The following is a 25,092-nucleotide window of genomic DNA, read 5'->3' as shown; positions in this document are numbered from 1 at the left end:
TTGTGACGACATGCGAAGACTTGGCGTTATCTATTATGAAAAAGACCGGTTTCATGGTTTCGGCGTCGCTGGCGCTGCTGGCTGCCGCCCCCGCTCATGCCTCACCCGTCACCGGCACCGACGCGCTGCGCGAATGGAATCTGATCGTGCTGGGCGACCTCAGTTCCTCTTCCGAAGTGGAGGGCCGCACCTTCGTTGGCGGCGACCTTACCGGCACCTCCTCCAGCTACCAGATCAGCACCCCCGCCACGTCCGCCACGGGCCAGGCGGGCCTCACCGTGGTCGGCAATGTCACCGGCGGCATCAAGAATTTGAACAACGGGTCGGGCGCACTGGTCGGCGGTAATGTCGAAAGCGGCTTCAACCTCAATGGCGCGGCCCAGACGGTGAAGGTCGGCGGCACCATCAGCAACACCAATATCAACCAGAACAGCGTCCAGTCCGGCCTGGCCACGTCCGACCCCGGCTTCGCATCCAGCCTGGCGACGCAGGGCACGGTGCTGGCCGGCAGCATGAAACAATTGTCGACCAACCTGTCGGGCCTGGCCGCCAACAGCGACATGGTGATCAGCGGCAACCGCGCCACCTTCAACGCCAGCCCAGACGCCAACGGCCTGGCCGTCTTCTCGATCAGCGCCGCCGATCTCGACAAGGTGGGCGAGATCGCCTTCAACCTGAACGGCGCCGACACCGCGATCGTCAATGTCAGCGGCAGCGCGGTCAGCCTCAACGACAATTTCCTGGGCGGCACCGCCAGTCTGGGCGAACATGTGATCTGGAATTTCGGCGACGCCCAGTCGCTCGACCTCACCAACAGCTGGGGCGGATCGCTGCTCGCGCCCTGGGCCGATGCGACCACCGCCAACTATATTCAGGGATCGGCCGTGTTCGGCAACCTGACCCAGAATGGCGAGATGCATCTGGGCACCTATACCGGAACCTATACGCCGCCGATCGATCCGCCGACCGGCAGCAGCTCGGGCGGCACGCCGGTGCCCGAAGCGCCGGGCTGGACCCTGTTCCTGCTCGGGATCGCCGGCGTGCTGTTGGGCCGCCGACTGATCCGCAAGACCGCCTGAACCGCCCTTTACCGTGCTTTTCCGTCCCTTCACCCTCGGCCAGACGCGGGAAACGGACGGACTGGCGCAGCGCCCTTCTGATCGCCGCCGGGCGGCGGCACAGGGAGCCATTGTTTCACAATCTTTGCAGATCGCCGCTTTCCCATGAAAATGCCCCGCTTCTTCTCCTCGACCGCCTGCGACATGGCGATCGACCTTGGCACCGTGAATACCGTCATCCACGCCCGCGACCGGGGCATCGTGCTGAACGAACCGTCCGTCATCGCGATCGAGACCATTCGCGGCATCCGCAAGGTCAAGGTGGTGGGCAATGAAGCCAAGCTGATGATGGGCAAGACCCCGGCCAATATCCAGGCGATCCGCCCGCTGCGCGACGGCGTGATCGCCGACATCGACGTGGCCGAACAGATGATCAAGCATTTCGTCGAGAAGGCGCAGGACGGCGGACGTTTCGGCCGCCGCTATGATGTCGTGATCTGCGTGCCGACCGGCTCCACCATGGTCGAACGGCGCGCGCTGCGCGATGCGGCTTCCAACGCCGGCGCGGCGCGGGTGCAGTTGATCGAGGAGCCGATGGCCGCGGCGATCGGCGCCGGCCTGCCCGTCACCGAACCGCGCGGCGCGATGGTGGTCGATATCGGCGGCGGCACGACCGAAGTGGCCGTGCTGTCGCTCAACGGCATCGCCTACAGCAATTCGGCCCGCGTCGGCGGCGACAAGCTGGACGACGCGATCGCCTCGCACATCCGCCGCGTCCATAATCTGATGATCGGCGAAGCCACCGCCGAACGGGTCAAATGCGCGATCGGCTGCGCCACCCCGCCCGATGGCGAGGGCGAGCGGATCATCGTCAAGGGCCGCGACCTGGTGAATGGTCGCCCGGCCGAAATGACCATCAGCGAAGCGGAAATCTGCGACGCCCTGTCCGAACCGGTCGGCCAGATCGTGATGGCGGTGATGACCGCGCTGGAACAGACCGCGCCGGAACTGTCGTCCGACATCATTGACGAGGGCATCACCCTGACCGGCGGCGGCGCGCTGCTGCGCCGGCTGGATGAGGCGCTGTCCGAAGCCACCGGCCTGCCCGTGCGGATCGCCGACACGCCCCTGATGTGCGTCGCCATGGGCGCCGGCAAGGCGCTGGAAGACCGCGCCTATGAGGGCGTTCTGACCATGTCCTGACCGGCGCGCACCGCCCCGACGATGGTTGGCGGGCATCGCTTGCCCGCCCCGCCACATCGGCGCTTGCCAGCACCGCCAAATGCCGCCAAGCAAAGCCCCGGATAAAAGAGGATGAGCGGGCGGATGAGCTATTATGACGTTCTGATCGTGGGGGCCGGCCATGCCGGTGCGCAGGCGGCGATCTCGCTGCGGCAACACGGTTTCGAAGGCTCGGTCGGCATGATCGGCGACGAGAAGGATCCGCCCTATGAGCGCCCGCCCCTCTCCAAGGAATATTTCGCCGGCGACAAGAGCTTCGACCGTATCCTGATCCGCCCCGCCGCCTTCTGGGACGAGCGCAAGATCGACATGCTTCTGGGCAAGCGGGTCAGGAGCGTCGATCCGGTCGGCAAGTTCGTCACCGTCGGCGACGCGGAAATCGGCTATGACAAGCTGATCTGGTGTACCGGCGGCAGCCCCCGGATGCTCACCTGTAGCGGCGCCGAAGCCGCCAATGTCCATGCCGTGCGCCGCCGCGACGATGTCGACGCGATGATGGCGAAGATCGACAGCGTCAGCCATGTCACCATCATCGGCGGCGGCTATATCGGGCTGGAGGCGGCCGCCGTCCTCTCCAAGTTCGGCAAGACCGTCGTCCTGCTCGAAGCGCTCGACCGGGTGCTGGCCCGCGTCGCGGGCGAGGATCTGTCGCGCTTCTACGAGGCGGAGCATCGCGCCCATGGCGTCGATCTGCGCACCGGCGCAAAGATGGACTGTATCGCGGTCGAGGACGGCCGGGCCACCGCGGTGCTGATGCAGGATGGCGAGCGGATCGAGACCGACATGGTGATCGTGGGCATCGGCATCGTGCCCGAAACCGGCCCGCTGATCGCGGCGGGCGCGGCCGGCGGCAATGGCGTCGACGTCGACGAATATTGCCGCACCTCGCTGCCCGACATCTATGCCGTGGGCGATTGCGCGTCCCATGCCAACCGCTTTGCCGGCGGCGCGCAGATGCGCCTCGAATCCGTCCAGAACGCCAATGACCAGGCCAAGACCGCGGTGGCCCACATCCTTGGCAAGGAAGAAGCCTATGACGCCGTGCCCTGGTTCTGGTCGAACCAATATGATCTCAAGCTCCAGACCGTGGGCCTCTCGACCGGTTTCGACCAGACGGTACTGCGCGGCGATCCCGCCACCCGCAGCTTCTCGGTCGTCTATTTGAAGGGCGGCAAGCTGATCGCGCTCGACTGCGTCAATGCCGTCAAGGACTATGTCCAGGGCCGCGCCCATGTGCTGTCGGGCGCCCATCTCGATCCCGTGCAGCTGGCCGATGCCGGCATCCCGCTCAAGGAAGTGGGCCTCGCCTGATCGGTAGGCGACGACGCGACAATCGGATTTTCCTACGAAGTTCACAGTGTCGTCGCCCCGTTTTGCGCCATTTTCCACGCACAGGATCATCGGAAAGCGACGGCAGCGCGACAATCGCGCGCCTGTGAAGCGACACCGACGCGCCAGCGAAGCGACGATCAGGCTACCATGACGCGACAGACTTGTTGCGGCAGGACGCTGCAGCAAGGTCGATATCGGGGCAATGGGAGCGGCCAATTCCATCCCACAGGGTGGACCAGAAAAATGCCGAGTAGGAAAGACGGCCGGGAAGCGAGCGAACCCCGCCATTGCAGGCGTAGCGAAGCAATGAAGGTATCGGGTTTTGACGGCTGACGACCAAGAGCAGCCCTGTTCCCCCCCCCCCGCAGGCGGGAGGGGGTTGGGGGGTGGGATGGACGTCGCACAAGCCCACCCCGCTGCGACTAATGCGCTTCGCGCATAAGTCTCGCAGCCCCTCCCGCGTGCGGGAGGGGAATAGCGGAAAACCACCCAAATCCCCCCTACCCGCGAAACCGGGTCTCGCTTGCCAGTTCCCATGGTCCGCCGCGATAGTGCCAGGCGGCCAGGCCTGCGATTGCGATCGGGCGGGGATGGAAATCGGCGCGCAATCGGTCGGCCAGCGCCCGCGCAACCCTGGGCTCCACCTTGTTCTGCACGGTCAGATGCGGGCAAAAGCCGGCCTGGTCCTGCGGCGTCAGCAGGCCTGTGAAGGCGTCCGCCAATTCGTCCCGCAACGCCGCCAGATCGGGACTGTCGATGCGATAGGCGACCCCCTGCCCCAATAGCAGCACATCGCCCAGCCGCGCCCGTGGCGCCGGGCCGGCACATATCTGTTTCATCCGCGTCCTGAGTTCCGGCAGCAGCGAAGGCGGCAGATGATGGAACAGGGTGACATGCGCCGGCACCTGATTGCGTTCGGGCGGAAAATGGGCGCGGCGCAAGCCATCCGCCCAGGCGAAATCGGCGGCGCCCAGCAGCGCGGTGACAATGATCGGATCAGCCAGGACCGCCTCCCTGCAACGCGATGGCGGACTTTCGCCCGGCCGGGACAGGCTATATGATGACAGATGCCGCGCCCGGCAAGCAGGCGCGGCCCAGGAGGGGAAGCATCATGCGCGCACCGGCATCCTTCGTCATCATCGCCGTCATCCTGCTGCTATGGAACCTGATGGGGGTCGCCGCCTTCGTCATGCAATATGGCGCCGACCTCGGCGAACTCGCCAAAACCGATCCCGACACCGCACGCGTCTTTGCCCAGATGCCCGGCTGGGCCTGGGCCGTCTATGCGGTGGCGGTGGGCGCTGGCACGCTGGGCGCGATCGCCCTGCTGCTGCGCCGCCGCGTCGCGGTGCCGCTGTTCCTGCTGTCGCTGCTCGCGGTGATCGTCCAGTTCGGATACACATTCCTTCACACCGACCTGCTGGCGGTGAAGGGCGCGGGCGCGGCGATCTTCCCGACCGTCATCGTCCTGATCGGCATCGGCCAGTGGCTCTACGCCCGCAGTCAGGCGGCCAAGGGTCTGCTGCGCTGATCGGCGCCGATCAGGCCGCGCTCTGCAATATCTCCTGGCCGATCATGTCCACGTCGAACGGCGCGGTCTGGTAGAGGTCGTTGATCCAGTTGCCGAACAGCAGATGGGCATGGCTGCGCCAGCGATTTTCCGGCGGCCGGGTCGGGTCGTCATCCGGGAAATAATGGGCCGGCATCTGGCGGCCGCCGTCGCGCGCATATTCGTCGCCCAGGGTGCGCGTGTCATATTCGACATGGTTGAACATGTGCAGGAAGCCATGGCGCGGATCATGGACCAGGCAAGGCCCGGTCTCCGCGCTGTCGGCCAGCAGTTGCAGCCCGCGATCGAGCGGCAGCGATTCCCGCCTCACTTCCGACCAGCGCGACACGGGGATCGAGAAATCGTCGGAAAAGCCCCGCAGATAGGGCGAGGCCGGAGCATGGTTGCGATGGCGGAACACGCCGAACGCCTTGCGCTCCAGCGCATGTTTCTCGACCCCGTGGAAATGATGGAGCGCCGCCTGCGCCGCCCAGCAGATGCTGAGCGAACGATGCACATGGGTCTGGGTCCAGTCGAAGATCGCGCGCAGTTCCTGCCAGTAGCTCACCTCCTCGAACGGCAGATGCTCGACCGGCGCGCCGGTGATCAGGAAGCCATCGAACCGCTCGTCGCGCACATCGGTCCAGGCGCGGTAGAAGGACTGCATATGATCGGCGGAGGTGTTGCGCGACACATGGTCGCTGATCCGCACCAGCGTCAGTTCCACCTGCAACGGCGAGGCGCCGAGCAGCCGCGCAAGCTGCGTCTCGGTATCGATCTTGTTGGGCATCAGGTTCAGCAGCGCGATCCGCAACGGGCGGATATCCTGCCGCACCGCATCCGCCTCGCCCATCACGGCAACGCCCTCGGCTTCCAGCGTGCGGCGGGCGGGCAGGTCGTCGGCAATCTTGATCGGCACGTCTCGTCAGTCCTTCCTGGCGGGGCGACGATCGGTGGCTGAGGTCCGCTTTGTTGCCGGATCGGCCACATCCTCCCGGATCGGGAGTGCCACCTTGCCCGGAACGGCAGGTTGGCGTTGGGCGTCGCCCCAACTCTTGATGCTGCACTGTCCCTAGCGCGCGCCGGACCATGTGGCAAGCCCGGCTATATATCGGCCAAGCCGGGCTTTACAGCTCGCCCCGCGCGCGGCGGATCTCGAACCACTTCCGCACATTCTCATTATGCTGCTGATAGGTGTCGGCAAAGATATGGCCGCCCTTCCCGTCCGCGACGAAATAGAGCGCATTCGTCTCGGCCGGATGCAGCACCGCCAGGATCGACAGGCGGCCCGGATTGGCGATCGGCCCCTTGGGCAGGCCGGTCATGGCATAGGTGTTGTAGTCGTTGACGTCGGCGATCTCAGACTTCTTGATCCGGCGGCCGAGCGGCTTGCCCTTGGTGATCGGATAGATGATCGTCGGGTCGGCCTGCAGCATCATATTCTTGCGCAGACGGTTGCTGTAGACGCCCGCGACCATCGGCCGCTCCTTGGCGATCGCGGTTTCCTTCTCGACGATCGAGGCGAGGATGATCGCCTCCTGGGGCGACTTGGCGATCGTGTTGGGCGCGCGTTCGGCCCAGAGCTTCGCCAGCGCCTTGTCCATCGCCGCCTGCATCCGCTTCAATACGGCGGCGCGCGGCTCGCCCTTGTCGAAGGCATAGCTGTCGGGCAGCACGCTGCCCTCTTGCGGCACCGCGACTTCGCCGGTCAGCTCGTCATTCGCCATCAGCCGTTCCTGCACCAGGATCGACGGCATGCCTTCGGGGATGGTAACCAGCCGGGTCAGCGTCTTGCCGCCCTGCAGGATCGACAATATCTCGCGGTTGCTGGCGCCCTTGGGCACCACGAACTCGCCGGCCTTGATCGGCTTGGCGCCGCCAAAGACCTTCGCGCGGGTCAGGAAGGCATCGGCCGAACGCACCGCGCCGGCCGATTTCAGCAGCACCGCGGCATCGGACAGGGTCGATCCCTCCGGTACGACGATGCTGATATTCTGGGTGGCCGGCCCCGTCTCGGTCCAGCCATGAACGAAGCGGAAACCAACAAAGGCGACAACGGCCAGGCCGATCAGAAGGATGATGCAGCCCAGTCGCCGCACCGGATTTGCGCCGGATCGTCTTGCCATCATCCCAACTGCCCGACCCAAATAATGCCCAACCGGCTATGGCTTACATGATCCTCCCCTTTTTAGGGGAGGATCAGGCGTATCAGATCGCCTTCATGATGAGCGAGGCGTTGGTGCCGCCGAAGCCGAACGAGTTGTTCAGCACCGCGCGCACCTTGCGCTCCTTGGCGACGTGCGGGACCAAGTCCACGCCCTTGCAGCTTTCGCTCGGCTCGTCGAGGTTGAGCGTCGGCGGCACGATCTGGTCGCGCATGGCGAGGATGCAGAAGATGCTCTCCACCGCGCCCGCGCCGCCCAGCAGGTGGCCGATCGCCGACTTGGTCGACGACATCGACATGCTGCCCAGATGATCGCCGAACAGACGCTTGACCGCGCCCAGTTCCAGCTCGTCGCCCAGCGGGGTCGAAGTGCCATGCGCGTTCACATAGTCGATATCTTCCAGCGACAGGCCCGAACGCTTGAGCGCCATCTGCATCGAACGGAAACCGCCATTGCCTTCCGGGTGCGGCGCAGTGACATGATAGGCGTCGCCGGTCAGGCCATAGCCGATGACTTCGGCATAGATTTTCGCGCCGCGCGCCTTGGCCCGCTCATATTCTTCCAGCACGACCACGCCCGCGCCTTCGCCCATGACGAAGCCGTCACGGTTGACGTCATAGGGACGCGACGCCTTTTCCGGCGTGTCGTTGAAGCCGGTCGAGAGCGCACGCGCCTGGGCGAAGCCGGCGATGCCGATCGGGCAGATCGCGCTTTCCGCGCCGCCCGCCAGCATCACGTCGGCATCGTCCATCGCGATCATGCGCGCAGCGTCGCCGATCGAGTGGGCGCCGGTCGAGCAGGCTGTGACGACGGCATGGTTCGGACCCATCAGGCCGTATTTGATCGAGACCTGGCCCGAGATCAGGTTGATCAGGCGACCATGGACGAAGTGCGGCGAAACCCGGTTGGGGCCCTTGTTGGCCAGCACCAGCGATTCGCTTTCGATGCCCGGCAGGCCGCCGATGCCCGAACCGATCGAGCAGCCGGCGCGCAGGCGCTCTTCTTCCGACATATTGTCCAGGCCCGCGTCGCGCAGCGCCTGGCTGGCGGCGGAAATGCCATAGACGATGAACGGATCGACCTGGCGCTGGATCTTGTGGTCGACGTCCAGCGAGGCGTCATAGCCATATTCATGATCCGCCGGCTTCACTTCGCAGGCGATGCGGCACTTGTAATCGGTGGCGTCGAAGCGGGTGATCGTCGCCGCGCCGGATTTCGACGCGATGATGTTCTTCCAGGTGGTTTCGACATCCCCGCCAAGCGGGCTTACCATGCCAAGGCCGGTTACGACGACGCGACGCATATGCTTGCTCCGAAATTCCAATTTTTGGTTCCGTGCCGCTCATCTAGGCGTTCCACACGCACTTGTGAACGGCAGGCCAGATACGAAAAGGCTCCCCAAGCTCCGGGATCACCGGACAGGAGGAGCCAATCCTTGTGCAAGGAGGGCGGCCCGCCACTGGGGCAGGCCGCGAAGCCCTTAGGCCTTGCTGTCGATATAGTCGATCGCGTCCTTGACGGTGGCGATCTTCTCAGCCGCATCGTCCGGGATTTCGACGCCGAATTCTTCTTCGAACGCCATCACCAGTTCAACGATGTCCAGGCTGTCTGCGCCCAGATCGTCGATGAAGCTGGCGTCCTCGGTCACCTTCTCGGCTTCGACGCCCAGATGCTCGACGACGATTTTCTTTACGCGATCCGCGGTCTCACTCATGAGTGGTCCTTCTTACTGGGTATCGTTGGTGGTTCTGAATAACCGTTAAGGCATTGCCCTAGTGCCAAGCCCCGATAGAGGCAAGAGGGAAGCCCGCCAAGCCCCTAGATGGAGTGACAGGTGCGTTTCGGCAATAAAAAGCCGGAAAAAACCCGGAAACAACGGGTTGTTTACCAAAATTTCAGCCGCTTGTGCCAGCAAATAGCCATGATAAGCCGCCTGTGCCCCGACCAGTTCATCACCCCGGAACGGGCAAGAATGACCGCCTGGCTGATGCTGGCAGCAACGCTGATCGGCCTCGCCTACCTGTTCGCGACGGCCCATGGCACGGTAGATTCGCTTGGCCGACCGCTTGGCACCGACTTTTCAAACGTCTGGACGGCGGGATGGATGGCCGACCATGGCCAGGCCGCCCAGGCATGGAACTGGCCCGCCCATCATGAAGTGCAGAAGGCGATCCATCATGATCCCGCCATCCCTTTCTATGGCTGGCACTATCCCCCGCCCTTCCTGATCCTGGCCACGTTGCTGGCGCAAATCCCCTACACCCCTGCCCTGCTGCTGTGGCAGGGACTGACGCTGGCCGGCGCGCTGATGGTCGTCCGCCGTGTCCTGCCGGGTCAGCGCGACGCGCTGCTCATCGCGCTCGGTGCGCCGGTGGTGATGGTGTGCCTGGGCCATGGCCAGAATGCGTTCATGACCGCCGGCCTGCTGGGCGGCGGCATGGCCCTGCTCGACCGACGTCCCTGGATCGCCGGCATGCTGCTGGGCGCATTGGTCTACAAACCGCAATTTGCGGTGCTGATCCCGGTGCTGATCATCGCGCGCGGCAATGTCCGCGCCTTCCTGGCTGCGGGCCTGACCTCGGCCGGCCTGTGCCTGCTGACATTGCTGATCTGGGGCTGGCCGGTGTGGCAGGCCTTCATCGATTCGCTGCCGCTGACGCGGCATATCATCATCGAAAATGGCGCCACCGGCTGGGAAAAGATCCAGAGCCCCTTTGCGGCGATCCGCCAATGGGGCGGCAGCATTCCGGCCGCCTATGTGGTGCAGGGCCTGGTGACAGCCATCGCCATCGCTATCGCCGCACTGGTCGCCCGCCGCGGGACGATGGAAGTGCGGGGTGCCGCCGCGCTCAGCGCCGCCCTGCTCTGCACGCCCTATGTGCTCGACTATGACTATGTGCTGCTGGGAATGGCGATCGCCTTCGTCGCCGCCGACATGGGCAAGCGCGGCGCGCTTGGCTGGGAACGCAGCTGGCTGGCCTATGCCTGGATGGCGCCGCTGTTCGGCCGAGCCCTGTCGGAATGGACCCATGTGCCGGTCAACCTGATCGCCGCGATCGCGGTGCTGGCGCTGGCGATGCGGCGCGCCATCCTGCTGGACGGCGCGCTCGCTTATAGCCTGCCCGGCCGGACGAAGATCGCCTGACCGGGACTTCAATCAGATCATCGCCATGCCGCCGTTGACGTGCAGGGTCTGGCCGTTGACATAGCCCGCTTCCTTGCTCGCCAGATAGGCGACTGCTGCGCCGATATCGTCGCCATCGCCCAGATCGCCAGCGGGGATCTTGGCCAGGATCGTGCCCTTCTGCGCATCGTTCAGCGCATCGGTCATGGCCGACCGGATGAAGCCGGGGGCCACGCAGTTCACGGTGATGCCGCGGCTCGCCAGTTCCTGGCCCAGCGACTTGGACATGCCGATGATGCCGGCCTTCGACGCGCAATAGTTGGACTGGCCCGGATTGCCGGTGACGCCCACGACCGAGGTGATCGAGATGATGCGGCCAAAACGCGCCTTCATCATCGGCTTGGCGGCCGCGCGGCACAGGCGGAAGGCGGCTTCCAGATTGACCGCAATCACCTGCGACCATTCCTCGTCCTTCATGCGCAGGATCAGATTGTCGCGGGTGATGCCGGCATTATTGACCAGGATGTCGATCTTGCCACCCAGCGCTTCCACCGCCTGCGGCACCAGCGCGTCGACGGCGGCCGGGTCGGACAGGTTGCAGACCAGAGTCTTGTGATCCCCGCCCAACTCAGCGGCGAAGGCCTTGAGCTTCTCCTCATTGCTGCCCGACAGCGCCAGGGTGGCGCCCTGCGCGGCCAGCGCCTTGGCGATGGAAGAGCCGATGCCCCCCGAAGCGCCAGTCACCAGCGCGGTCATTCCCGTCAGATCGAACATTTTAGTCTCCCTTGAAGTGTGGCGGCCGGCGGTCGAAGAAGGCGGTGATCGCCTCGTCATGATCCGCGGTCGCGTGGGCCAGCGCCTGCATGGCGCCCGCCATTTCCAGTATCTGTGATAGTTCGGCCGTCTGCGCCGCGCGCAGCAGCCGCTTGGTCATCCGCGTCGCGTGCGGCGGATTGGCGGCGATGGCGTCAGCCTGCGCCCGCGCCGCCGTCATCAAGTCCGCGTCGGGCACGACATCGCCAACCAGCCCGATCCGCAGTGCCTCGCCCGCGTCGATCGTCTCGCCGGTCAGCGACAGTTGCGACGCCTTGGAAAAACCGATGATGCGCGGCAGCAACCAGGCCCCGCCATCACCGGAGACGAGGCCAAGCTTCACGAAGCTTTCGGCGAAACGCGCGCTTTGCCCCGCGATGCGCAGGTCGCACATGCAGGCCAGGTCCAGCCCCGCGCCGATCGCCGGACCGTTGACCGCCGCGATCACCGGCAGCTCGATCGCCTGGAACAGCAAGGGCAGGCGCTGGATGCCCGCGCGATAATTGCGCCGCGTCTGCACCGGCAGGCTGGCCCGCAGCCCGCCGGCATCCGGCCGCATCGCGTTGAGATCGCCGCCCGAGGAGAAGGCGCTGCCCGCCCCGGTCAGGATCGCGACATAGATGCTCGCATCCCGGTCCGCCGCCTCGAACACGTCGCACAGCGCATCCACCATCGCCGGATCGGAGATGGGGTTGCGCCGGTCGGGCAGGTTCAGCGTGACCGTCAGGACGGCCCCGTCGCGGCTGGCAAGAACCGGGCTCTCGCTCACAGCGCGCCCAGCACCGCCTCGATATCGTCCATCGTCACCACGCTGCGCACGGTGGCGTCCGGCGCGATGCGCTTGACCATCGGGCCGAGCACCTTGCCGCCCAGTTCGACGAAATCGGTGACGCCCGCGTCCCACATCGCGCCGATCGACTCGCGCCAGCGCACACGGCCGGTGACCTGCTCGACCAGACGGTCGCGAATGTCGGTCGGGTCGCTGATCGGCGCGGCCAGCACATTGGCATAGACCGGCAGCAGCGGCGCGTTGATCGTCGCCTTTGCCAGCGCTTCCGCCATCGCGTCGGCGGCCGGCTGCATCAGCGGGCAGTGGAAGGGCGCCGACACCGGCAGAAGCACGCCGCGCTTGATGCCATAATCCTTGACCAGCGCGACGGCGCGCTCGATCGCGCCCTTGTGGCCGGAAATGACGACCTGGCTGGGATCATTGTCGTTGGCGACGGTGCAGACTTCGCCCTCGGCAGCGGCATCGGCCAGCGCCTGCGCCTTTTCGATGTCGGCGCCCAACAGCGCGGCCATCGCGCCCTCGCCCACCGGCACGGCGGCCTGCATCGCCTGACCGCGCAGCTTGAGCAGGCGAGCGGTGGTGCCAAGGTCGAACGCCTCGACCGCGCAGAGCGCACTATATTCACCCAGCGAGTGACCCGCGACATAATCACCCTTGTCGGCCAGGCTGAAGCCGCCTTCCTTCTGCATCACGCGCAGCGTGGCGAGCGCGTTGGCCATGATCGCGGGCTGGGCATTCTCGGTCAGGGTCAGGTCGCTCTCGGGGCCTTCCACCATGATGCGGAACAGATGCTGCGACAGGGCGTCATCGACTTCCTGGAACAGTTCCTTTGCCGCCGGGCTTGCCTCGGCCAGCGCCTTGCCCATGCCGACCGACTGGCTACCCTGGCCCGGGAAAAGAAATGCCCTCATCTTCCATCCTCTGATCTACTGGTGTCTTTCCTGGGAAAAACACGGGAATTCACGCACGTTACACTTTGAGACATATATGGCATTGAGGCGTACATTGCTTTTCGGCACGTAACGACCTGATACACCTGCCCCCCTGTCTCTCCGGGGGAATATTGCTGGCCCCTTTAACGACGACGGAGTGCAAGGAAAAGGTGCGATATCGCATTGCATGGCTCACGGGATCGGTGCTTGCCCTGTCCGCCTGCGCGGCGGGCCCGAACTATCACGCGCCGCAATCCGCCGCGCTGGGCGTGCCTGCCGGCTATAGCCAGGGCAGCGGCGCCGCACTGGACGACGCCACCCTCGCCACCTGGTGGACGCGGCTCAACGATCCGACGCTGACCGGCCTGATCGATCAGGCGATCGCCGGCAATCTGGACATCGTCCAGGCGCAGGCACGGCTGCGGCAGGCGCGGGAATCCCTGCGCCAGGCCAATGCCGCCTTCCTGCCGCAGGTGAACGGATCGGCCAGCGGCGGCAAGAATTACCGCAGCCAGGCCGGCGGCACCCGTGTCGATGACAGCGGCAACGTCATCTCCACCGGCGCCAGCAACTGGTCCAGCAGCTATTCGGCCGGCGCCAATGCCAGTTGGCAGATCGACCTGTTCGGCGAATTGTCACGCTCGGCCGAAGCCGCGCGGGCCGATCTTGCCGCGTCCGGCTATGACCTCGCCAATGTGCGGATGACCATCATTTCCGAACTGGTCACCAACTATGTTCAGGCGCGCGCATCACAGGAACAGCTGCGCATCGCCCGCGAGACGCAGAAGGTGCAGCAGGACAATTACGACATTGCCCGCTGGCGGCTGCAGGCCGGGCTGGTCTCCTCGCTCGACGAGCAGCAGGCCAGGGCCCAGCTCGCCCAGACCAACGCCACCATCCCGCAGCTCGAAGCCAGCCTGAAGGGCAGCCTCAACCGCATCGCCGTGCTGACCGGCCAGGCGCCGGGCGACGCAACGCGCGCGCTGGAAACGCCGGCACCGATCCCCACCGCCGCCACCGACATCGCCACCGGCATTCCGGCCGATACGTTGCGCCAGCGGCCCGATGTGCGCTCGGCCGAACGGGCGCTGGCCGCCGCCACCGCGCGGATCGGCGTCGCCCAGGCGCAGCTCTATCCCTCGCTCGGCATCAGCGGCAACATCGGCACCACGTCGAACGCCTTCAAGGATCTGTTCGACCTCATCACCGGCGGCGTCTTTGCCAATGTCGCCCAGACCATCTTCGATGGTGGCCGCCTCGCCTCGCAGGTTCGCGCGCAGAAGGCGGCGACCGACGGCGCCTTCGCCGCCTACAAGCAGAGCGTCCTCGGCGCGCTGGAGGATGTCGAAAATGGCATGGCCTCGCTCGACAGCGCCCGCCGACGCAAGGTCGAGTTCGCCACCGCCTATGAAGCGTCGAACAATGCCGCGATCCTGGCGCGCAGCCAGTATCAGTCCGGCCTGATCGACTTCCAGACCCTGTCCAGCAGCGAAACCACGTTGCTGAACGCCAGCAACAGCCTTGCCAGCGCCCAATCGGACGAGATCCTGGCCATCGCCCAGCTCTATAATGCGCTGGGTGGCGGCTGGCAGAATATGGATGACCGCCCCCATGAGCAATGACGCCAGCCCCGACCAGGATCTCAACGACTTTCTGGGCGCCAAGCCGGAAAAGCCGCATCGCAAGTGGATGATGCGCGGAATTATCGGCGTCGTGCTGCTGATCCTGGTCCTGCTTGTTGCCCGCTGCTTTGCCGGCGATGACAAGCCCAATTATGCCACCCGCGAGGCGCGCCAGGGCGACCTGACGGTCAGCGTATCGGCGACCGGCAATTTGAAGCCGATCAACCAGGTCGATGTGGGGTCCGAACAGTCGGGCAAGATCACCGCCGTCTATGTCGACGTCAATGATCGCGTGACCAAGGGGCAGAAGCTCGCCGAACTGGACACCCGCCGCCTGGTCGACACGATCAACCAGACGCAGGCTCAGGTCGCCTCCTCCCAGGCTGGCGTCGCCCAGGCGCAGGCGCAGGTCGCGCTGGCCAAGGCGACGCTCGATCGTCAGCTCAACGTCTATCAGCTTTCGGGTGGCAAGGTGCCGGCCAAGACCGAACTGGATTCGGCCCGCGCCGACTATAATGGCGCGCTCGCCAATCTTCGTTCGGCGCAGGCGCAGGTGAATGTCTCGCGCGCCCAGCTGTCGACCGCCCAGACCAACCTGTCGATCGCCCAGATCGTCTCGCCCGTCACCGGCGTGGTCCTGTCGCGCGACATCGAACCGGGCCAGACCGTCGCCGCCTCGCTCAACGCGCCGGTGCTGTTCACCATCGCCGAGGATCTCACCAAGATGGAGGTCGAGGTGTCGGTGGACGAAGCCGATGTCGGCCAGGTCAAGGAAGGCCAGACCGCCAATTTCGCCGTCGACGCCTTCCCCGGCCGCACCTTCCCGGCAAAGGTCACGCGGGTGAATGTCGGATCGAACAGCTCCAGCAGCAGCTCGTCCTCCTCGTCCTCGACCAGCACGACCAGCAGCTCGACCGGCACGGTCGTCGCCTATACCGCCGTGCTGTCGGTCGATAATGCGGACGAAACCCTGCGTCCGGGCATGACCGCGACCGCCGACATCGTGACCCAGGAACTGCATGATGTGTTGCTCGTCCCCAACAGCGCGCTCCGATTCAAGCCCAGCAGCGGCGCCGGATCGGGCGGCGGCATCACCAGCGTCCTGCCCGGCCCCGGCCGCATGCGCCGCAGCGGCGCCAACCGCCAGGTCAATTTCGGCGCGGGTAGCAGCCAGACCCTCTATGTCCTCGACGAAAAGGGCGATCCCAAGGCGATCCAGGTGACCGTCGGCGCCAGCGACGGATCGCGCACCGTCATCACCGGCGGCGACCTGAAGCCCGGCATGAAGGTCATCACCGGCCAGCTTGCCGCCGGCGCGCAGCAGCCCGCCGAGGACCAGAAGGCAGACCCCGCCGCTGGCGACACGAAGGATCGCCCGCGCAATCCCGCCGCCGACGGCAGCCCCGCCAGCGTCAAGTCGCTTGGCAATTCGGGCGATGCCGCGCCCCAGACCGCCCCGGTCGCCCCGACGCCCGCCCCCCCCCAGGGCAGCGGCGGCGCGGAGAGCCGGGGCACCGGCCGGCAGAGCGGAACCTGACCCCATGGCCGCCGATCCCATCATCTCGCTGCGGGGGATCACCAAGATCTTCGGCAGCGGCCCCACCGCCTTTCAGGCACTCAAGGGCATCGACCTCGACATCGAGCAGGGCGATTTCGTCGCCGTCATGGGGCCTTCGGGCTCGGGCAAGTCGACGACGATGAACATATTGGGCTGCCTCGACGTGCCATCGGGCGGGCAGTTCCTGTTCAAGGGCCGCCATGTCGAAACGCTGGACCGCGACCAGCGCGCGCTGCTGCGCCGCCGCTATCTCGGCTTCGTCTTCCAGGGCTTCAACCTGCTCGCCCGCACCAGCGCGCTGGAGAATGTCGAACTCCCCCTGCTCTATCGCGGCGAGGACAAGAAGACCCGCTATGACATGGGCATGGCCGCGCTCGACAAGGTGGGCCTGAAGGACTGGTGGGACCATACCCCAGCCGAACTGTCCGGCGGCCAGCAACAGCGCGTCGCCATCGCCCGCGCCATCGTCACCCAGCCCGACGTGCTGCTGGCGGACGAACCGACCGGCAATCTCGATTCCGAACGGTCAGTGGAGATCATGCAATTGCTGACCGACCTCAACCAGAATAGCGGCATCACCGTGCTGATGGTGACGCACGAACCCGACATGGCCGAATTTGCCCATACCATCGTCCATTTCAAGGATGGGCTGGTGGAGCGGGTCGACAAGGGCCAGGGCGGACCGCAGAAGGGAGCCGTGGGCTGATGCTGGGCACCACCGTCATCCTCGCCTTCCGGGCAATCAACCGGCACAAGATGCGCAGCTTCCTCACGACGCTCGGCATCATCATCGGCGTTGCCGCCGTCGTCACCATGGTGACGCTGGGCAATGGCGCGACTGCCGCCGTGCGCGAACAGATCAGCTCGCTCGGCGCAAACGTGCTGCAATTGCGCCCCGGTCAGGGCTTTGGCCGAGGCGGCGGCGGGCCGCGCCCGCCCAATTTCAAGGAAGCGGACCTGACCGCGATCGAGAACCAGCTGACCGGCGTGCGCGCCGTGGCGCCAGTGGTCCAGTCGAGCGGCACCGCCATCTATGAAGGCAATAACTGGTCGACCACCGTCTATGGCACGACGTCGGCCTATTCGCAGGTCCAGTCCTGGAATGTGTCGGAAGGCCGGCTGTTCATGCCGGACGAGGAAGAGGCCGGCAAATCGGTCTGCATCATCGGCAATACGGTGCGCACCAACCTGTTCCAGGGCAATGACCCGATCGGCAAGCGGATGCGGATCAAGGGCGTGAGCTGTCAGGTGGTGGGCGTGCTTGCGACCCGCGGCCAGGGCGGCTTTGGCGACCAGGACGATGTCGTCGTCATGCCGATCAAGTTCGTCCAGCGCCGCTTCACCGGCGATCGCGACATCAGCCAGATCATGGTCGCGGTCGACGACGCCTATGACAGCGCGACCGTGCAGGACAGCCTGGAGCAGCTGATGCGCGAGCGCCGCAAGATCAAGGCGGGCGCGGAGGATAATTTCAACGTCTTCGATACCAAGCAGATCAGCGACACGCTGACCGGCACCACCACCATCCTGACCCAGATCGTCGCGGCGGTCGCGGCCATATCCCTGCTGGTCGGCGGCATCGGCATCATGAACATCATGCTGGTGTCGGTGACGGAACGCACCCGCGAGATCGGCATCCGCCTCGCCATTGGCGCGGTCGCGCGCGAAGTGCTGATGCAGTTTTTGGTGGAGGCGATCGTGCTGTCGTGCATGGGCGGCCTGATCGGCCTGGTCATCGCCCTCATCGCATCGGTCGGCATCGCGCCGCTGATGAAGGTGCCCTTCACCTTCGACCCGCAGGTCAATCTGATCGCCTTCCTCTTTTCGGCGGCGATCGGCGTGGTGTTCGGCTATTTCCCCGCCCGCCGGGCGGCCAGTCTCAATCCGATCGACGCGCTGCGACACGAATAGGCTGATACATTTTCCGACAAAAGGGCGGTTATCCGGGATAATGCTGCGACATCTTCTGCCTAATCCCTCCTTCCATGGCGCCGCTCCGGTGCCATGGAAGGAATGCCTCCATGAAGATGATCGCCGCCAGCCTCATCAGCAGTGCGCTGCTGTTCGGGGTCAGCCTCACCCCCTTTGCCGACGCGCAGGCACCGCAGACGGCGCAAGTGCTGGAGGGCAAGGATCATCCCATCCTGCTCGCCCGCATGACCGTCACCGCCACGCCCCTGCCCGCCGTCCCTCTGCCCGCCTCCACCGACTGAACCGCCGCGCGCCGGAGCGGCGCGCATGAACGGCGTCATCGGCCTGCTCGGCACGCTGGCGCTGCTGCTGGCCGCAGGCGGTGCGATCGGCCTGATCGATCGGCGCGGCTTTCGGCCCGGCTGGCTGCTGGTTGCCGCCGCCCTGGTCGCTGCCAATGACGCGCTGCTGACCCGCGCCTATCGCCATATCCCCGATCTCATCCCCGCCGCCGACTGGAACTGGCAGGGCAAGCTGCTGGCCCTTGCGCTCACGCTGCTGGTCGCCGCCCTGCCGGCATTTGGCTGGAAGCGGGTCGGCCTGACGCTGTGCCAGGCGCGCGGCAGCCTGACCGCGGCCCTGCCCGTGGCTCTCCTCTATTGCGCCTTCTTCACCGCGCTCGCGCTCTATTTCCCCGACGATCCGAGCAGCGCGGAGGAAATCGCCTTCCAGCTCACCATGCCGGGACTGGAGGAAGAACCCTTTTATCGCGGCATCCTGCTCTTCGCGCTCGATCGCGCCTTCACCCGGCGGGTCCGTTTCCTGGGCGTCGACTGGGGCTGGGGCACCCTGCTGTCCTGCGGCCTGTTCGGCCTGGCCCATGCGTTCGGCTATTCGGGCGGCCATTTCAGCTTTGACCCGATGGTGATGGCGCTCACCGCCATCCCCTCGCTGCTGGCCGTCTGGCTGCGCCTGCGCACCGGCAGCCTGCTGCTGCCGATCCTGCTGCACAATTTCGGCAATGCCATCTCGCTGATGCTGTGAGTCGAACAAGGCATTGAAAAAGCGCAATTTCTGAACCGATATTCAGCTTAAATCGCGATTTGATACAATTTCCGACAAAACTGCCCCACCCTTGGGACAGGCTTGCGACAAGCGCGGCCTATCTCTGTCTTCGACGCCGGAAGCGGCGCCCTCGATTGAAACAAGAGGAGTGAAGACATGTTCAAGAAGATCATTCTGGCCCTGACCGCCACCGCCGTTGCCGCCAGCCCGATCGTCACCGCCCAGGCCCAGGCCGCGCCCCATCGCGAGACCGTCCGGGTCGTGAAGGAAGGTCCGCACCGCACCGTCGTCCAGAAGAAGACGGTGGTGCGCAACGATCGCCACTGGGCCAAGGGCCAGCGCTTCGATCGCCGCTACGCGACCAATTACCGGGTCGTCGACAATTATCGCGGCTATCGCCTGTCGGCCCCGCCGCGCGGTTATCACTGGGTCCGCTCGGGCAATGACGCGGTGCTGGTCGCGATCACCAGCGGGATCATCGGCGCGGTCGTCGCCGGCGCCATCCGCTAAGCGCCCGTCCTCCTGAAAAGCGCCCTGGAGCCCCCGCTCCGGGGCGCTTTCGCGTTCAGACGAGGCCGGTCAGATAATAGACGGCGATCACGACGAAGACGGTCATCGTCTTGATGAGCGTCAGCGCGAATATGTCCTTATAGGCCTGGCGATGGGTGAGGCCCGTCACCGCCAGCAGGGTGATGACCGCGCCATTATGCGGCAGGCTGTCCATGCCCCCCGATGCCATCGACGCAACCCTGTGCAGCACCTCTCTTGGGATACCCGCCGCATCGCCCGCCGCCACGAACTGGTCCGCCATCGCCGCCAGCGCGATCGACAGGCCGCCCGACGCCGACCCGGTAATGCCGGCCAGGGTCGTCACCGTAATGGCTTCGTTGATCAGCGGGTTGGGCACCGCCTTCAGCGCGTCCTTGACGACCAGGAAGCCGGGCAGCGCCGCGATCACCCCGCCAAAGCCATATTCGACCGCCGTGTTCATCCCCGCCAGCAAGGCGCCACCGACCGCCGCCTTCGCCCCTTCCGCAAAGCGCCGCGCCACGACCAGGAAAGCAAAGATCAGGATGGTGGCGATGCCCATCAGCAGCGCCCCCTCCACCGCCCACAGCGCCGCTTGCTGTGTCACCTTCGCTGTCACCGGCTCGGGCAGCCCCGCCAGCCGAATGCTCACCGTCTCCGCCCCACCGGTGATGCGCGGGATCAGCAGGGTCAGCGCCAGATTGCCCAGCCCCACCACCAACAGTGGCAGCAGGGCGACCAGCGGGTGGACGGTCACCGCCTCTTCCTGCCGATCGGGTTCGTTGACCAGCGTTTCGGGCGCGCCATAGCCCTCCCCCGCGGCCGCCATCGCCCGGCGCCGCCAGTTGAGATAGACCAGGCCCGCGGCCGCGATCACCACCGATCCGATCACGCCCAGCACCGGCGCCGCCCAGGCAGTGGTGCCAAAGAAGCTGGCCGGAATGACATTCTGGATCTGCGGCGTGCCCGGCAGCGCATCCATGGTGAAGGTCAGCGCGCCAAGGCCGATGGTAGCCGGCACCAGTCGCTTGGGAATATCGGCGCGGCGAAACATCTCGGCGGCGAAGGGATAGACGGCGAACACCGCCACGAAGACCGAGACCCCGCCATAGGTCAGCAGCGCCGTCACGATCATGATCGCCGGGATCGCTCGCCCCGCACCGACGAAACCGATCACCGCCGTCACGATCGCGCGGGAAAAACCCGATATCTCGACCAGCTTGCCGAACAACGCGCCGAGCAGGAAGACCGGAAAATAGAGCTTCAGGAAGGTGGCGACCTTGTCCATGAACAGGCCGGAAAAGGCGGTGGGCACTGCCGCCGGATCGGTCAGGAACACCGCCAGCATGGCGAGCAAGGGCGCCATCAATATGACGCTCATGCCGCGATAGGCCGCCAGCATCAGCAAGATCAGCGCCAGTGCCGCGATCGCGACCGCCATCCGTCTCTCCTTCTCTTTTTCTGAAGGGCAGGATAGAGACAGGTGAAGCCTGACTGCAAGCAGAGCCGCTGCCGCCCATGGCTGCACCGATGCCGCTTGCCTTTCCCCCGCTTTTCCGTCATAGGCGCGCCTTCGCTCGGCCCCGGATTCGGACGTCGGACGATTTCGAATGCTTGAGACGACAGCCGGAGGGGCGTTCCACATGGGGTGGGCGTCAGCGATCGGCCAACAGATGAGGCAATACCCATGGCTCTTTACGAGCATGTGTTCCTTGCGCGCCAGGATCTGGCACAGGCGCAGGTGGACGCTCTGGCGGAAACCGCCACCAAGATCGTCGAGGAAAATGAAGGCAAGGTGACCAAGGTCGAGACCTGGGGCCTGCGTTCGCTCGCGTACAAGATCGCCAAGAACCGCAAGGCGCACTACGTCATGCTGAACATCGACGCACCGGGCAACGTGATTGCCGAGCTGGAGCGTCAGACCCAGATCAACGAAGACATCATCCGCTACATGACCATCAAGGTCGAAGAGCTGGAAGCCGGTCCGTCGGTGATGATGCGCAAGCAGGAACGCGCCGAACGCGGCGACCGTGCCCCCCGTGGTGACCGTGGCCCGCGCCGTGAGCGCGAAGAAGCCCCGGCTGCCGAATAAGGAGATCTGAAACATGGCACGCCCGTTTTTCCGCCGCCGCAAGAGCTGCCCCTTCGCCGCCAAGGATGCGCCGAAGATCGATTACAAGGACGTCCGTCTGCTGCAGGGCTTCGTGTCCGAGCGCGGCAAGATCGTCCCCAGCCGCATCACCGCGGTGTCCGCCAAGAAGCAGCGTGAGCTGGCCCAGGCCATCAAGCGCGCCCGTCACCTGGGCCTGCTGCCCTACATCGTGAAGTAAGGGAGAAAGACCCATGGAAATCATTCTCCTTGAGCGCATCGAAAAGCTGGGCGCGATCGGCGACGTCGTCACCGTGAAGGACGGTTACGCTCGTAACTTCCTGCTGCCCAACAAGAAGGCTCTTCGTTCGAACGCCGCCAACAAGGCTGTGTTCGAAGCCAACCGCGCGAAGATCGAAGCCGACAACGCCGCTCGTCGTTCGGACGCCGAAAAGGCTGCCGAAGGCGTCAACGGCAAGCAGATCGTCCTGATCCGCCAGTCGTCGAACGCCGGCCACCTGTACGGCTCGGTCGCCGTCCGTGACGTCGTCGACGCGCTGCACGCCGATGGCGTGACCAACGTCTCCAAGGCGATGGTCGTGCTGGAGCGTCCGATCAAGACCCTGGGCGTCTTCGACGTCAAGGTCGCGCTGCACCCGGAAGTGGCCGTCACCATCACGGTGAACGTTGCCCGCTCGCCGGAAGAAGCCGAACTGCAGGCGCAGGGCGTCGACGTGATGGCCGACCTGTTCGAGAAGGACGAAGCCGGCTTCACCGAGGATTACGATCCGAACGCCGAGCCGGGCGAAATCGCCGTCGAGGCGGAAGAAGCCCCGGCCGAAGAAGCCTGAGCCTCTTCGCTCTGACAAACGAGAAAGCCGTCCGTCACCGGGCGGCTTTTTTGTTGCCTTGGGCGGCTGATCGAACGCTCACCGAGCTTGGCCTGTCGGTCTATGACCAGTGCCGCACCGCCGTCACCGCCCCATTGCCCGATTTCCTGACGCTCCATCCCAAGGGCCATGTCCAGATCGTCTCGCTCGGGCGCCTTGGCGCTGCCGTTCCCGGAATGGCAGGCGCAGGAGGGGATCGTCCACCTCGTCTTCACCACCCGCACCGGGCTGCCGCCGCTGGTGCGCGCCTGGATCGATCATCTCGCCGCCCATTTCAGCAACGGCGATATCTTCTCGCCCTGATTTCAGCCCTGCGCCCGGCGACGGCGCGTTTCCCACCCCTTCTTCGCCGCGGCCGATCGATCGGCCGCCTTGCGCCGTTCGGCGGCATGGCTGTCGGGCTTGCCCCGCCCCGATCCCGACAGGTTGCCCCCGCCCGAATCCTTGTTCACGGTCGCCCAGGCCCGCGCCTCCGCTTCGTCATGCGATATACCACGCTCTTCATAGCTTTGCGCAATATGCGCAGCCTTGCGCTTCTGCTTGCCAGTGTAACGATCCTTGTCGCCTCTGGGCATGTCTGCCTCCTTTTTTCGTCCCATATCGGTTCAAATACCGAGGGGCGTTTCCCGAGGATTGCCATTAAGTTGCATGGCGAGAAAATGAGGAACGGAGAGTCGCCATGAACGTTCCGGACATCATGGAGCAACGTAGCCTGCTTGAGCGCCTCGCCCGGCATCTCGCCGCCGGGGCAACGCATAACTGGCCCTATTGGGTCGAGGATGCCGCCAGCATATTGGCGATGCTCAAGGAGCCCGATCCCGCCATGCGCGAGACGGGCGACGTGACCGCCTGGCAGGCGATGATCGATACCGCCCTGCAACAGCGCTGGACCATCTTTCCGCCCGGCATGACCGGCGCCGACGAGGATCATGCCGGCAGCGCGGACGAAGAGGGCGAAATTCGCCTATCGCCCGAGGCTATCGACCAGGACGCCGCCAAGTGGGTCCATCTCCACAGCGCGTCGAAGGAGACACCATGAAGGGATTGTTGAAGCTGGCCTTTCTGACCGGCCTGGGCGCCGTTGCCTGGAAGAGCCTGAAGGAACGGGCCGGCAAGAATGATGGTGCCGCGGCCGTTGATCCGGACGATCGCGGCCCGGTCGGCTCGTCCGGCATCGTCCGCGACGCCGGACCGCAGGCGGACGACAGCGATTGGGACATGGTCGATGAACAGTCCGACGAATCCTTTCCCGCCAGCGATCCGCCCGGCAATTACTGATATCGCCGACGCCCGGTCACGAACCGGCAATCATCGCTCCATTGCCCCCACCCTGCCCGCGCATTAAGAAGCGCGCACGGATGATATCCATCCGTTTCAACAGGGGAATTATTCAACCATGCCTTCGGGTCTGATCGCGCTACTCGACGATGTTGCCGGTATCGCCAAGATGGCGGCCACGTCGCTGGATGATGTCGCCGCTGCCGCCGGCAAGGCCGGCACCAAGGCTGCCGGCGTCGTCATCGACGATACTGCCGTGACACCCAACTATGTCATGGGCCTGTCGCCCGACCGCGAACTGCCGATCATCTGGAAGATCGCGCGCGGATCCCTGCGCAACAAATTGCTGTTCCTGCTGCCGGCGGCACTGGCGCTCAGCGCCTTTGCCCCCTGGCTGCTGCCGCCGCTGCTCATGCTGGGCGGCGCCTTCCTGTGCTTCGAGGCGGCGGAGAAGCTGCTGGAGGCGATCCAGGGCGGCCATGACGAGGTGGCGGATGCCGCCGCAACCCTCACCTCCAAGGAATTGGAGGACCAGAAGGTCTCCAGCGCGATCCGCACCGACTTCATCCTGTCGGGCGAGATCATGGCCATCGCTCTTGGCACTGTCGCCAGCGAGCCGATCTGGGAACAGGCGATCATCCTGGTCGTCGTTGCCATCGCAATCACCGCCGGCGTCTATGGCGTCGTCGGCTTCATCGTGAAGATGGACGATATCGGCCTGCACCTCGCCCAGCGCAGCGGCGCGGCGACGCGCGCCATCGGCCGCGGCCTGGTAAAGGCGATGCCGGTCGTGATGAGCGTGCTGGGCGTGGTCGGCACGGCGGCGATGCTGTGGGTCGGCGGCGGCCTGATTGTCCATGGCCTGCACGAATTTCATTGGGATCTGATCCCCGGCACGATCCATCATCTGGCCGAGGGTGCAGCCCATGCGGTGCCCGCGATCGGTCCGGTGATCGACTGGCTGGTGAATGCGATCGGCGCGGGCATTGTCGGCCTGGTGATCGGCAGCATCATCGTTGCCGTGCTGCATCTGTTCAAGAAGCACTGAGGCGATTAAGGGGAGCGCCCGCGCCTTTGCCGGCGCTTCCCTCGCTCCGGACTTTCCAAGTGACCCAATCTTCCCCCTGGCGCATCGAGGCGCGCGCG

29 protein-coding genes and 1 riboswitch are annotated in these 25,092 nt (G+C 65.4%); of the genes, 19 read left to right on the top strand and 10 right to left on the bottom strand.

Going from position 1 to position 25,092, the window contains the following annotated elements; all coding sequences use genetic code 11:
• Positions 1–35 precede the first annotated feature (35 nt).
• The 3 genes from E5554_RS12855 (at position 36) to E5554_RS12845 (ending at position 3,611) form a co-directional block, all read left to right on the top strand.
• On the top strand, positions 36–1,079 hold the full coding sequence (locus E5554_RS12855; RefSeq protein ID WP_136187004.1) for a choice-of-anchor A family protein: 1,044 nt from the start codon (positions 36–38) through the stop codon (positions 1,077–1,079).
• A 144-nt stretch (positions 1,080–1,223) separates the two neighbouring features.
• On the top strand, positions 1,224–2,261 hold the full coding sequence (locus tag E5554_RS12850) for a rod shape-determining protein (RefSeq protein ID WP_004212110.1): 1,038 nt from the start codon (positions 1,224–1,226) through the stop codon (positions 2,259–2,261).
• A gap of 123 nt (positions 2,262–2,384) precedes the next feature.
• Positions 2,385–3,611, top strand: coding sequence for an FAD/NAD(P)-binding oxidoreductase (locus tag E5554_RS12845; protein ID WP_136188349.1), 1,227 nt, complete (start codon positions 2,385–2,387; stop codon positions 3,609–3,611).
• Positions 3,612–4,132: 521 nt separating this feature from the next.
• On the opposite strand, the gene E5554_RS12840 is transcribed toward E5554_RS12845, so the two are convergent.
• Positions 4,133–4,636 carry a 2'-5' RNA ligase family protein gene (locus E5554_RS12840; protein ID WP_168708762.1) on the bottom strand — a complete coding sequence of 168 codons (504 nt, stop codon included), beginning with the start codon at positions 4,634–4,636 and terminating at the stop codon, positions 4,133–4,135.
• Between the two features lie 107 nt (positions 4,637–4,743).
• Here E5554_RS12840 and E5554_RS12835 point away from each other — a divergent pair, with 107 nt between their 5' ends.
• Positions 4,744–5,163 carry a sugar transporter gene (locus E5554_RS12835; protein ID WP_136187002.1) on the top strand — a complete coding sequence of 140 codons (420 nt, stop codon included), beginning with the start codon at positions 4,744–4,746 and terminating at the stop codon, positions 5,161–5,163.
• 10 nt (positions 5,164–5,173) lie between these two features.
• On the opposite strand, the gene metA is transcribed toward E5554_RS12835, so the two are convergent.
• From metA to E5554_RS12815, 4 genes are all read right to left on the bottom strand, one after another.
• Positions 5,174–6,100, bottom strand: a complete 927-nt coding sequence (gene metA, locus E5554_RS12830) for a homoserine O-succinyltransferase (RefSeq protein ID WP_136187001.1) — start codon at positions 6,098–6,100, stop codon at positions 5,174–5,176.
• Between the two features lie 39 nt (positions 6,101–6,139).
• Positions 6,140–6,248, bottom strand: a riboswitch (SAM-I-IV-variant riboswitch).
• A 60-nt stretch (positions 6,249–6,308) separates the two neighbouring features.
• Positions 6,309–7,280, bottom strand: a complete 972-nt coding sequence (gene mltG / locus E5554_RS12825) for an endolytic transglycosylase MltG (RefSeq protein WP_136188348.1) — start codon at positions 7,278–7,280, stop codon at positions 6,309–6,311.
• Between the two features lie 109 nt (positions 7,281–7,389).
• Complete coding sequence (gene fabF / locus E5554_RS12820) at positions 7,390–8,649, bottom strand: beta-ketoacyl-ACP synthase II (RefSeq protein WP_004212097.1); 1,260 nt, start codon at positions 8,647–8,649, stop codon at positions 7,390–7,392.
• Between the two features lie 177 nt (positions 8,650–8,826).
• Entirely contained in the window at positions 8,827–9,060 is a 234-nt protein-coding gene (locus tag E5554_RS12815; protein WP_004212096.1) for an acyl carrier protein, read from the bottom strand.
• Between the two features lie 207 nt (positions 9,061–9,267).
• Between E5554_RS12815 and E5554_RS12810 the strand changes: the two genes are divergently transcribed.
• Positions 9,268–10,491: a glycosyltransferase family 87 protein gene (locus E5554_RS12810; RefSeq protein WP_136187000.1), complete on the top strand. Its 1,224-nt coding sequence runs from the start codon at positions 9,268–9,270 to the stop codon at positions 10,489–10,491.
• A gap of 12 nt (positions 10,492–10,503) precedes the next feature.
• Here the strand turns inward: E5554_RS12810 and fabG are convergent, their stop codons facing one another.
• The 3 genes from fabG to fabD are packed head-to-tail and all read right to left on the bottom strand — an operon-like array spanning position 10,504 to position 12,984.
• Positions 10,504–11,244, bottom strand: a complete 741-nt coding sequence (fabG, locus tag E5554_RS12805) for a 3-oxoacyl-[acyl-carrier-protein] reductase (RefSeq protein ID WP_004212094.1) — start codon at positions 11,242–11,244, stop codon at positions 10,504–10,506.
• A gap of 1 nt (position 11,245) precedes the next feature.
• Positions 11,246–12,052, bottom strand: a complete 807-nt coding sequence (locus tag E5554_RS12800; RefSeq protein ID WP_136186999.1) for a crotonase/enoyl-CoA hydratase family protein — start codon at positions 12,050–12,052, stop codon at positions 11,246–11,248.
• A complete protein-coding gene (gene fabD, locus E5554_RS12795) occupies positions 12,049–12,984 on the bottom strand; it encodes an ACP S-malonyltransferase (protein WP_004212090.1) in 936 nt (311 codons plus the stop codon). The genes E5554_RS12800 and fabD overlap by 4 nt, the downstream gene beginning before the upstream one ends.
• Positions 12,985–13,175: 191 nt before the next feature.
• On the opposite strand from fabD, the gene E5554_RS12790 reads away from it, so the two are divergent.
• From E5554_RS12790 to E5554_RS12760, 7 genes are all read left to right on the top strand, one after another.
• Entirely contained in the window at positions 13,176–14,627 is a 1,452-nt protein-coding gene (locus tag E5554_RS12790) for an efflux transporter outer membrane subunit (protein ID WP_136186998.1), read from the top strand.
• Positions 14,617–16,164, top strand: coding sequence for an efflux RND transporter periplasmic adaptor subunit (locus tag E5554_RS12785; protein ID WP_168708714.1), 1,548 nt, complete (start codon positions 14,617–14,619; stop codon positions 16,162–16,164). The genes E5554_RS12790 and E5554_RS12785 overlap by 11 nt, the downstream gene beginning before the upstream one ends.
• Before the next feature lie 4 nt (positions 16,165–16,168).
• The gene (locus tag E5554_RS12780) at positions 16,169–16,891 is read left to right on the top strand and encodes an ABC transporter ATP-binding protein (protein ID WP_099234273.1); all 723 of its coding nucleotides are present in this window, start codon (positions 16,169–16,171) and stop codon (positions 16,889–16,891) included.
• Positions 16,891–18,096: an ABC transporter permease gene (locus tag E5554_RS12775; RefSeq protein ID WP_004212085.1), complete on the top strand. Its 1,206-nt coding sequence runs from the start codon at positions 16,891–16,893 to the stop codon at positions 18,094–18,096. The genes E5554_RS12780 and E5554_RS12775 overlap by 1 nt, the downstream gene beginning before the upstream one ends.
• A gap of 110 nt (positions 18,097–18,206) precedes the next feature.
• On the top strand, positions 18,207–18,398 hold the full coding sequence (locus tag E5554_RS12770; protein WP_136186996.1) for a hypothetical protein: 192 nt from the start codon (positions 18,207–18,209) through the stop codon (positions 18,396–18,398).
• Positions 18,399–18,423: 25 nt separating this feature from the next.
• Positions 18,424–19,140: a CPBP family intramembrane glutamic endopeptidase gene (locus E5554_RS12765; RefSeq protein ID WP_136186995.1), complete on the top strand. Its 717-nt coding sequence runs from the start codon at positions 18,424–18,426 to the stop codon at positions 19,138–19,140.
• A gap of 177 nt (positions 19,141–19,317) precedes the next feature.
• Positions 19,318–19,671 (top strand): RcnB family protein, encoded by a 354-nt coding sequence (locus E5554_RS12760; RefSeq protein WP_010335400.1) that lies wholly within the window; start codon positions 19,318–19,320, stop codon positions 19,669–19,671.
• Between the two features lie 55 nt (positions 19,672–19,726).
• On the opposite strand, the gene E5554_RS12755 is transcribed toward E5554_RS12760, so the two are convergent.
• Complete coding sequence (locus E5554_RS12755) at positions 19,727–21,130, bottom strand: GntP family permease (RefSeq protein WP_136186994.1); 1,404 nt, start codon at positions 21,128–21,130, stop codon at positions 19,727–19,729.
• Between the two features lie 246 nt (positions 21,131–21,376).
• Between E5554_RS12755 and rpsF the strand changes: the two genes are divergently transcribed.
• The 4 genes from rpsF (at position 21,377) to E5554_RS12735 (ending at position 22,971) form a co-directional block, all read left to right on the top strand.
• Entirely contained in the window at positions 21,377–21,781 is a 405-nt protein-coding gene (gene rpsF / locus E5554_RS12750; RefSeq protein ID WP_004212077.1) for a 30S ribosomal protein S6, read from the top strand.
• Between the two features lie 13 nt (positions 21,782–21,794).
• Positions 21,795–22,019, top strand: coding sequence for a 30S ribosomal protein S18 (gene rpsR / locus E5554_RS12745; protein ID WP_004212076.1), 225 nt, complete (start codon positions 21,795–21,797; stop codon positions 22,017–22,019).
• 13 nt (positions 22,020–22,032) lie between these two features.
• Positions 22,033–22,629 carry a 50S ribosomal protein L9 gene (rplI, locus tag E5554_RS12740; RefSeq protein WP_004212072.1) on the top strand — a complete coding sequence of 199 codons (597 nt, stop codon included), beginning with the start codon at positions 22,033–22,035 and terminating at the stop codon, positions 22,627–22,629.
• Between the two features lie 168 nt (positions 22,630–22,797).
• Positions 22,798–22,971 carry a hypothetical protein gene (locus tag E5554_RS12735; protein ID WP_247594252.1) on the top strand — a complete coding sequence of 58 codons (174 nt, stop codon included), beginning with the start codon at positions 22,798–22,800 and terminating at the stop codon, positions 22,969–22,971.
• 2 nt (positions 22,972–22,973) lie between these two features.
• On the opposite strand, the gene E5554_RS12730 is transcribed toward E5554_RS12735, so the two are convergent.
• Positions 22,974–23,243: a plasmid stabilization protein gene (locus E5554_RS12730; protein WP_136186993.1), complete on the bottom strand. Its 270-nt coding sequence runs from the start codon at positions 23,241–23,243 to the stop codon at positions 22,974–22,976.
• Positions 23,244–23,347: 104 nt separating this feature from the next.
• Here E5554_RS12730 and E5554_RS12725 point away from each other — a divergent pair, with 104 nt between their 5' ends.
• From E5554_RS12725 to E5554_RS12715, 3 genes are all read left to right on the top strand, one after another.
• The gene (locus E5554_RS12725; RefSeq protein WP_037518903.1) at positions 23,348–23,707 is read left to right on the top strand and encodes a hypothetical protein; all 360 of its coding nucleotides are present in this window, start codon (positions 23,348–23,350) and stop codon (positions 23,705–23,707) included.
• A complete protein-coding gene (locus E5554_RS12720; protein ID WP_136186992.1) occupies positions 23,704–23,946 on the top strand; it encodes a hypothetical protein in 243 nt (80 codons plus the stop codon). Before E5554_RS12725 ends, E5554_RS12720 begins: the two co-directional genes overlap by 4 nt.
• Positions 23,947–24,064: 118 nt before the next feature.
• Positions 24,065–24,994 carry a DUF808 domain-containing protein gene (locus E5554_RS12715; protein WP_125999489.1) on the top strand — a complete coding sequence of 310 codons (930 nt, stop codon included), beginning with the start codon at positions 24,065–24,067 and terminating at the stop codon, positions 24,992–24,994.
• Positions 24,995–25,092 lie beyond the last annotated feature (98 nt).

Source organism: Sphingobium sp. PAMC28499, assembly GCF_004795815.1.
Classification (GTDB): Bacteria; Pseudomonadota; Alphaproteobacteria; order Sphingomonadales; family Sphingomonadaceae; genus Sphingobium; species Sphingobium yanoikuyae.
This window is presented reverse-complemented; position numbering and strand designations above follow the sequence as displayed.

Coding starts and splice junctions, on each gene's coding strand:
- E5554_RS12715 (WP_125999489.1), top strand. CDS start 24,065: ATGCCTTCGGGTCTGATCGCGCTACTCGACGATGTTGCCGGTATCGCC.
- E5554_RS12735 (WP_247594252.1), top strand. CDS start 22,798: ATGTCCAGATCGTCTCGCTCGGGCGCCTTGGCGCTGCCGTTCCCGGAA.
- E5554_RS12765 (WP_136186995.1), top strand. CDS start 18,424: ATGAACGGCGTCATCGGCCTGCTCGGCACGCTGGCGCTGCTGCTGGCC.
- E5554_RS12835 (WP_136187002.1), top strand. CDS start 4,744: ATGCGCGCACCGGCATCCTTCGTCATCATCGCCGTCATCCTGCTGCTA.
- E5554_RS12850 (WP_004212110.1), top strand. CDS start 1,224: ATGAAAATGCCCCGCTTCTTCTCCTCGACCGCCTGCGACATGGCGATC.
- E5554_RS12855 (WP_136187004.1), top strand. CDS start 36: ATGAAAAAGACCGGTTTCATGGTTTCGGCGTCGCTGGCGCTGCTGGCT.
- E5554_RS12780 (WP_099234273.1), top strand. CDS start 16,169: ATGGCCGCCGATCCCATCATCTCGCTGCGGGGGATCACCAAGATCTTC.
- rplI (WP_004212072.1), top strand. CDS start 22,033: ATGGAAATCATTCTCCTTGAGCGCATCGAAAAGCTGGGCGCGATCGGC.
- fabG (WP_004212094.1), bottom strand. CDS start 11,244: ATGTTCGATCTGACGGGAATGACCGCGCTGGTGACTGGCGCTTCGGGG.
- E5554_RS12760 (WP_010335400.1), top strand. CDS start 19,318: ATGTTCAAGAAGATCATTCTGGCCCTGACCGCCACCGCCGTTGCCGCC.
- E5554_RS12810 (WP_136187000.1), top strand. CDS start 9,268: ATGATAAGCCGCCTGTGCCCCGACCAGTTCATCACCCCGGAACGGGCA.
- rpsF (WP_004212077.1), top strand. CDS start 21,377: ATGGCTCTTTACGAGCATGTGTTCCTTGCGCGCCAGGATCTGGCACAG.
- E5554_RS12785 (WP_168708714.1), top strand. CDS start 14,617: ATGAGCAATGACGCCAGCCCCGACCAGGATCTCAACGACTTTCTGGGC.
- E5554_RS12815 (WP_004212096.1), bottom strand. CDS start 9,060: ATGAGTGAGACCGCGGATCGCGTAAAGAAAATCGTCGTCGAGCATCTG.
- E5554_RS12845 (WP_136188349.1), top strand. CDS start 2,385: ATGAGCTATTATGACGTTCTGATCGTGGGGGCCGGCCATGCCGGTGCG.
- E5554_RS12720 (WP_136186992.1), top strand. CDS start 23,704: ATGAAGGGATTGTTGAAGCTGGCCTTTCTGACCGGCCTGGGCGCCGTT.
- E5554_RS12725 (WP_037518903.1), top strand. CDS start 23,348: ATGAACGTTCCGGACATCATGGAGCAACGTAGCCTGCTTGAGCGCCTC.
- E5554_RS12730 (WP_136186993.1), bottom strand. CDS start 23,243: ATGCCCAGAGGCGACAAGGATCGTTACACTGGCAAGCAGAAGCGCAAG.
- E5554_RS12770 (WP_136186996.1), top strand. CDS start 18,207: ATGAAGATGATCGCCGCCAGCCTCATCAGCAGTGCGCTGCTGTTCGGG.
- E5554_RS12775 (WP_004212085.1), top strand. CDS start 16,891: ATGCTGGGCACCACCGTCATCCTCGCCTTCCGGGCAATCAACCGGCAC.
- fabD (WP_004212090.1), bottom strand. CDS start 12,984: ATGAGGGCATTTCTTTTCCCGGGCCAGGGTAGCCAGTCGGTCGGCATG.
- fabF (WP_004212097.1), bottom strand. CDS start 8,649: ATGCGTCGCGTCGTCGTAACCGGCCTTGGCATGGTAAGCCCGCTTGGC.
- E5554_RS12755 (WP_136186994.1), bottom strand. CDS start 21,130: ATGGCGGTCGCGATCGCGGCACTGGCGCTGATCTTGCTGATGCTGGCG.
- rpsR (WP_004212076.1), top strand. CDS start 21,795: ATGGCACGCCCGTTTTTCCGCCGCCGCAAGAGCTGCCCCTTCGCCGCC.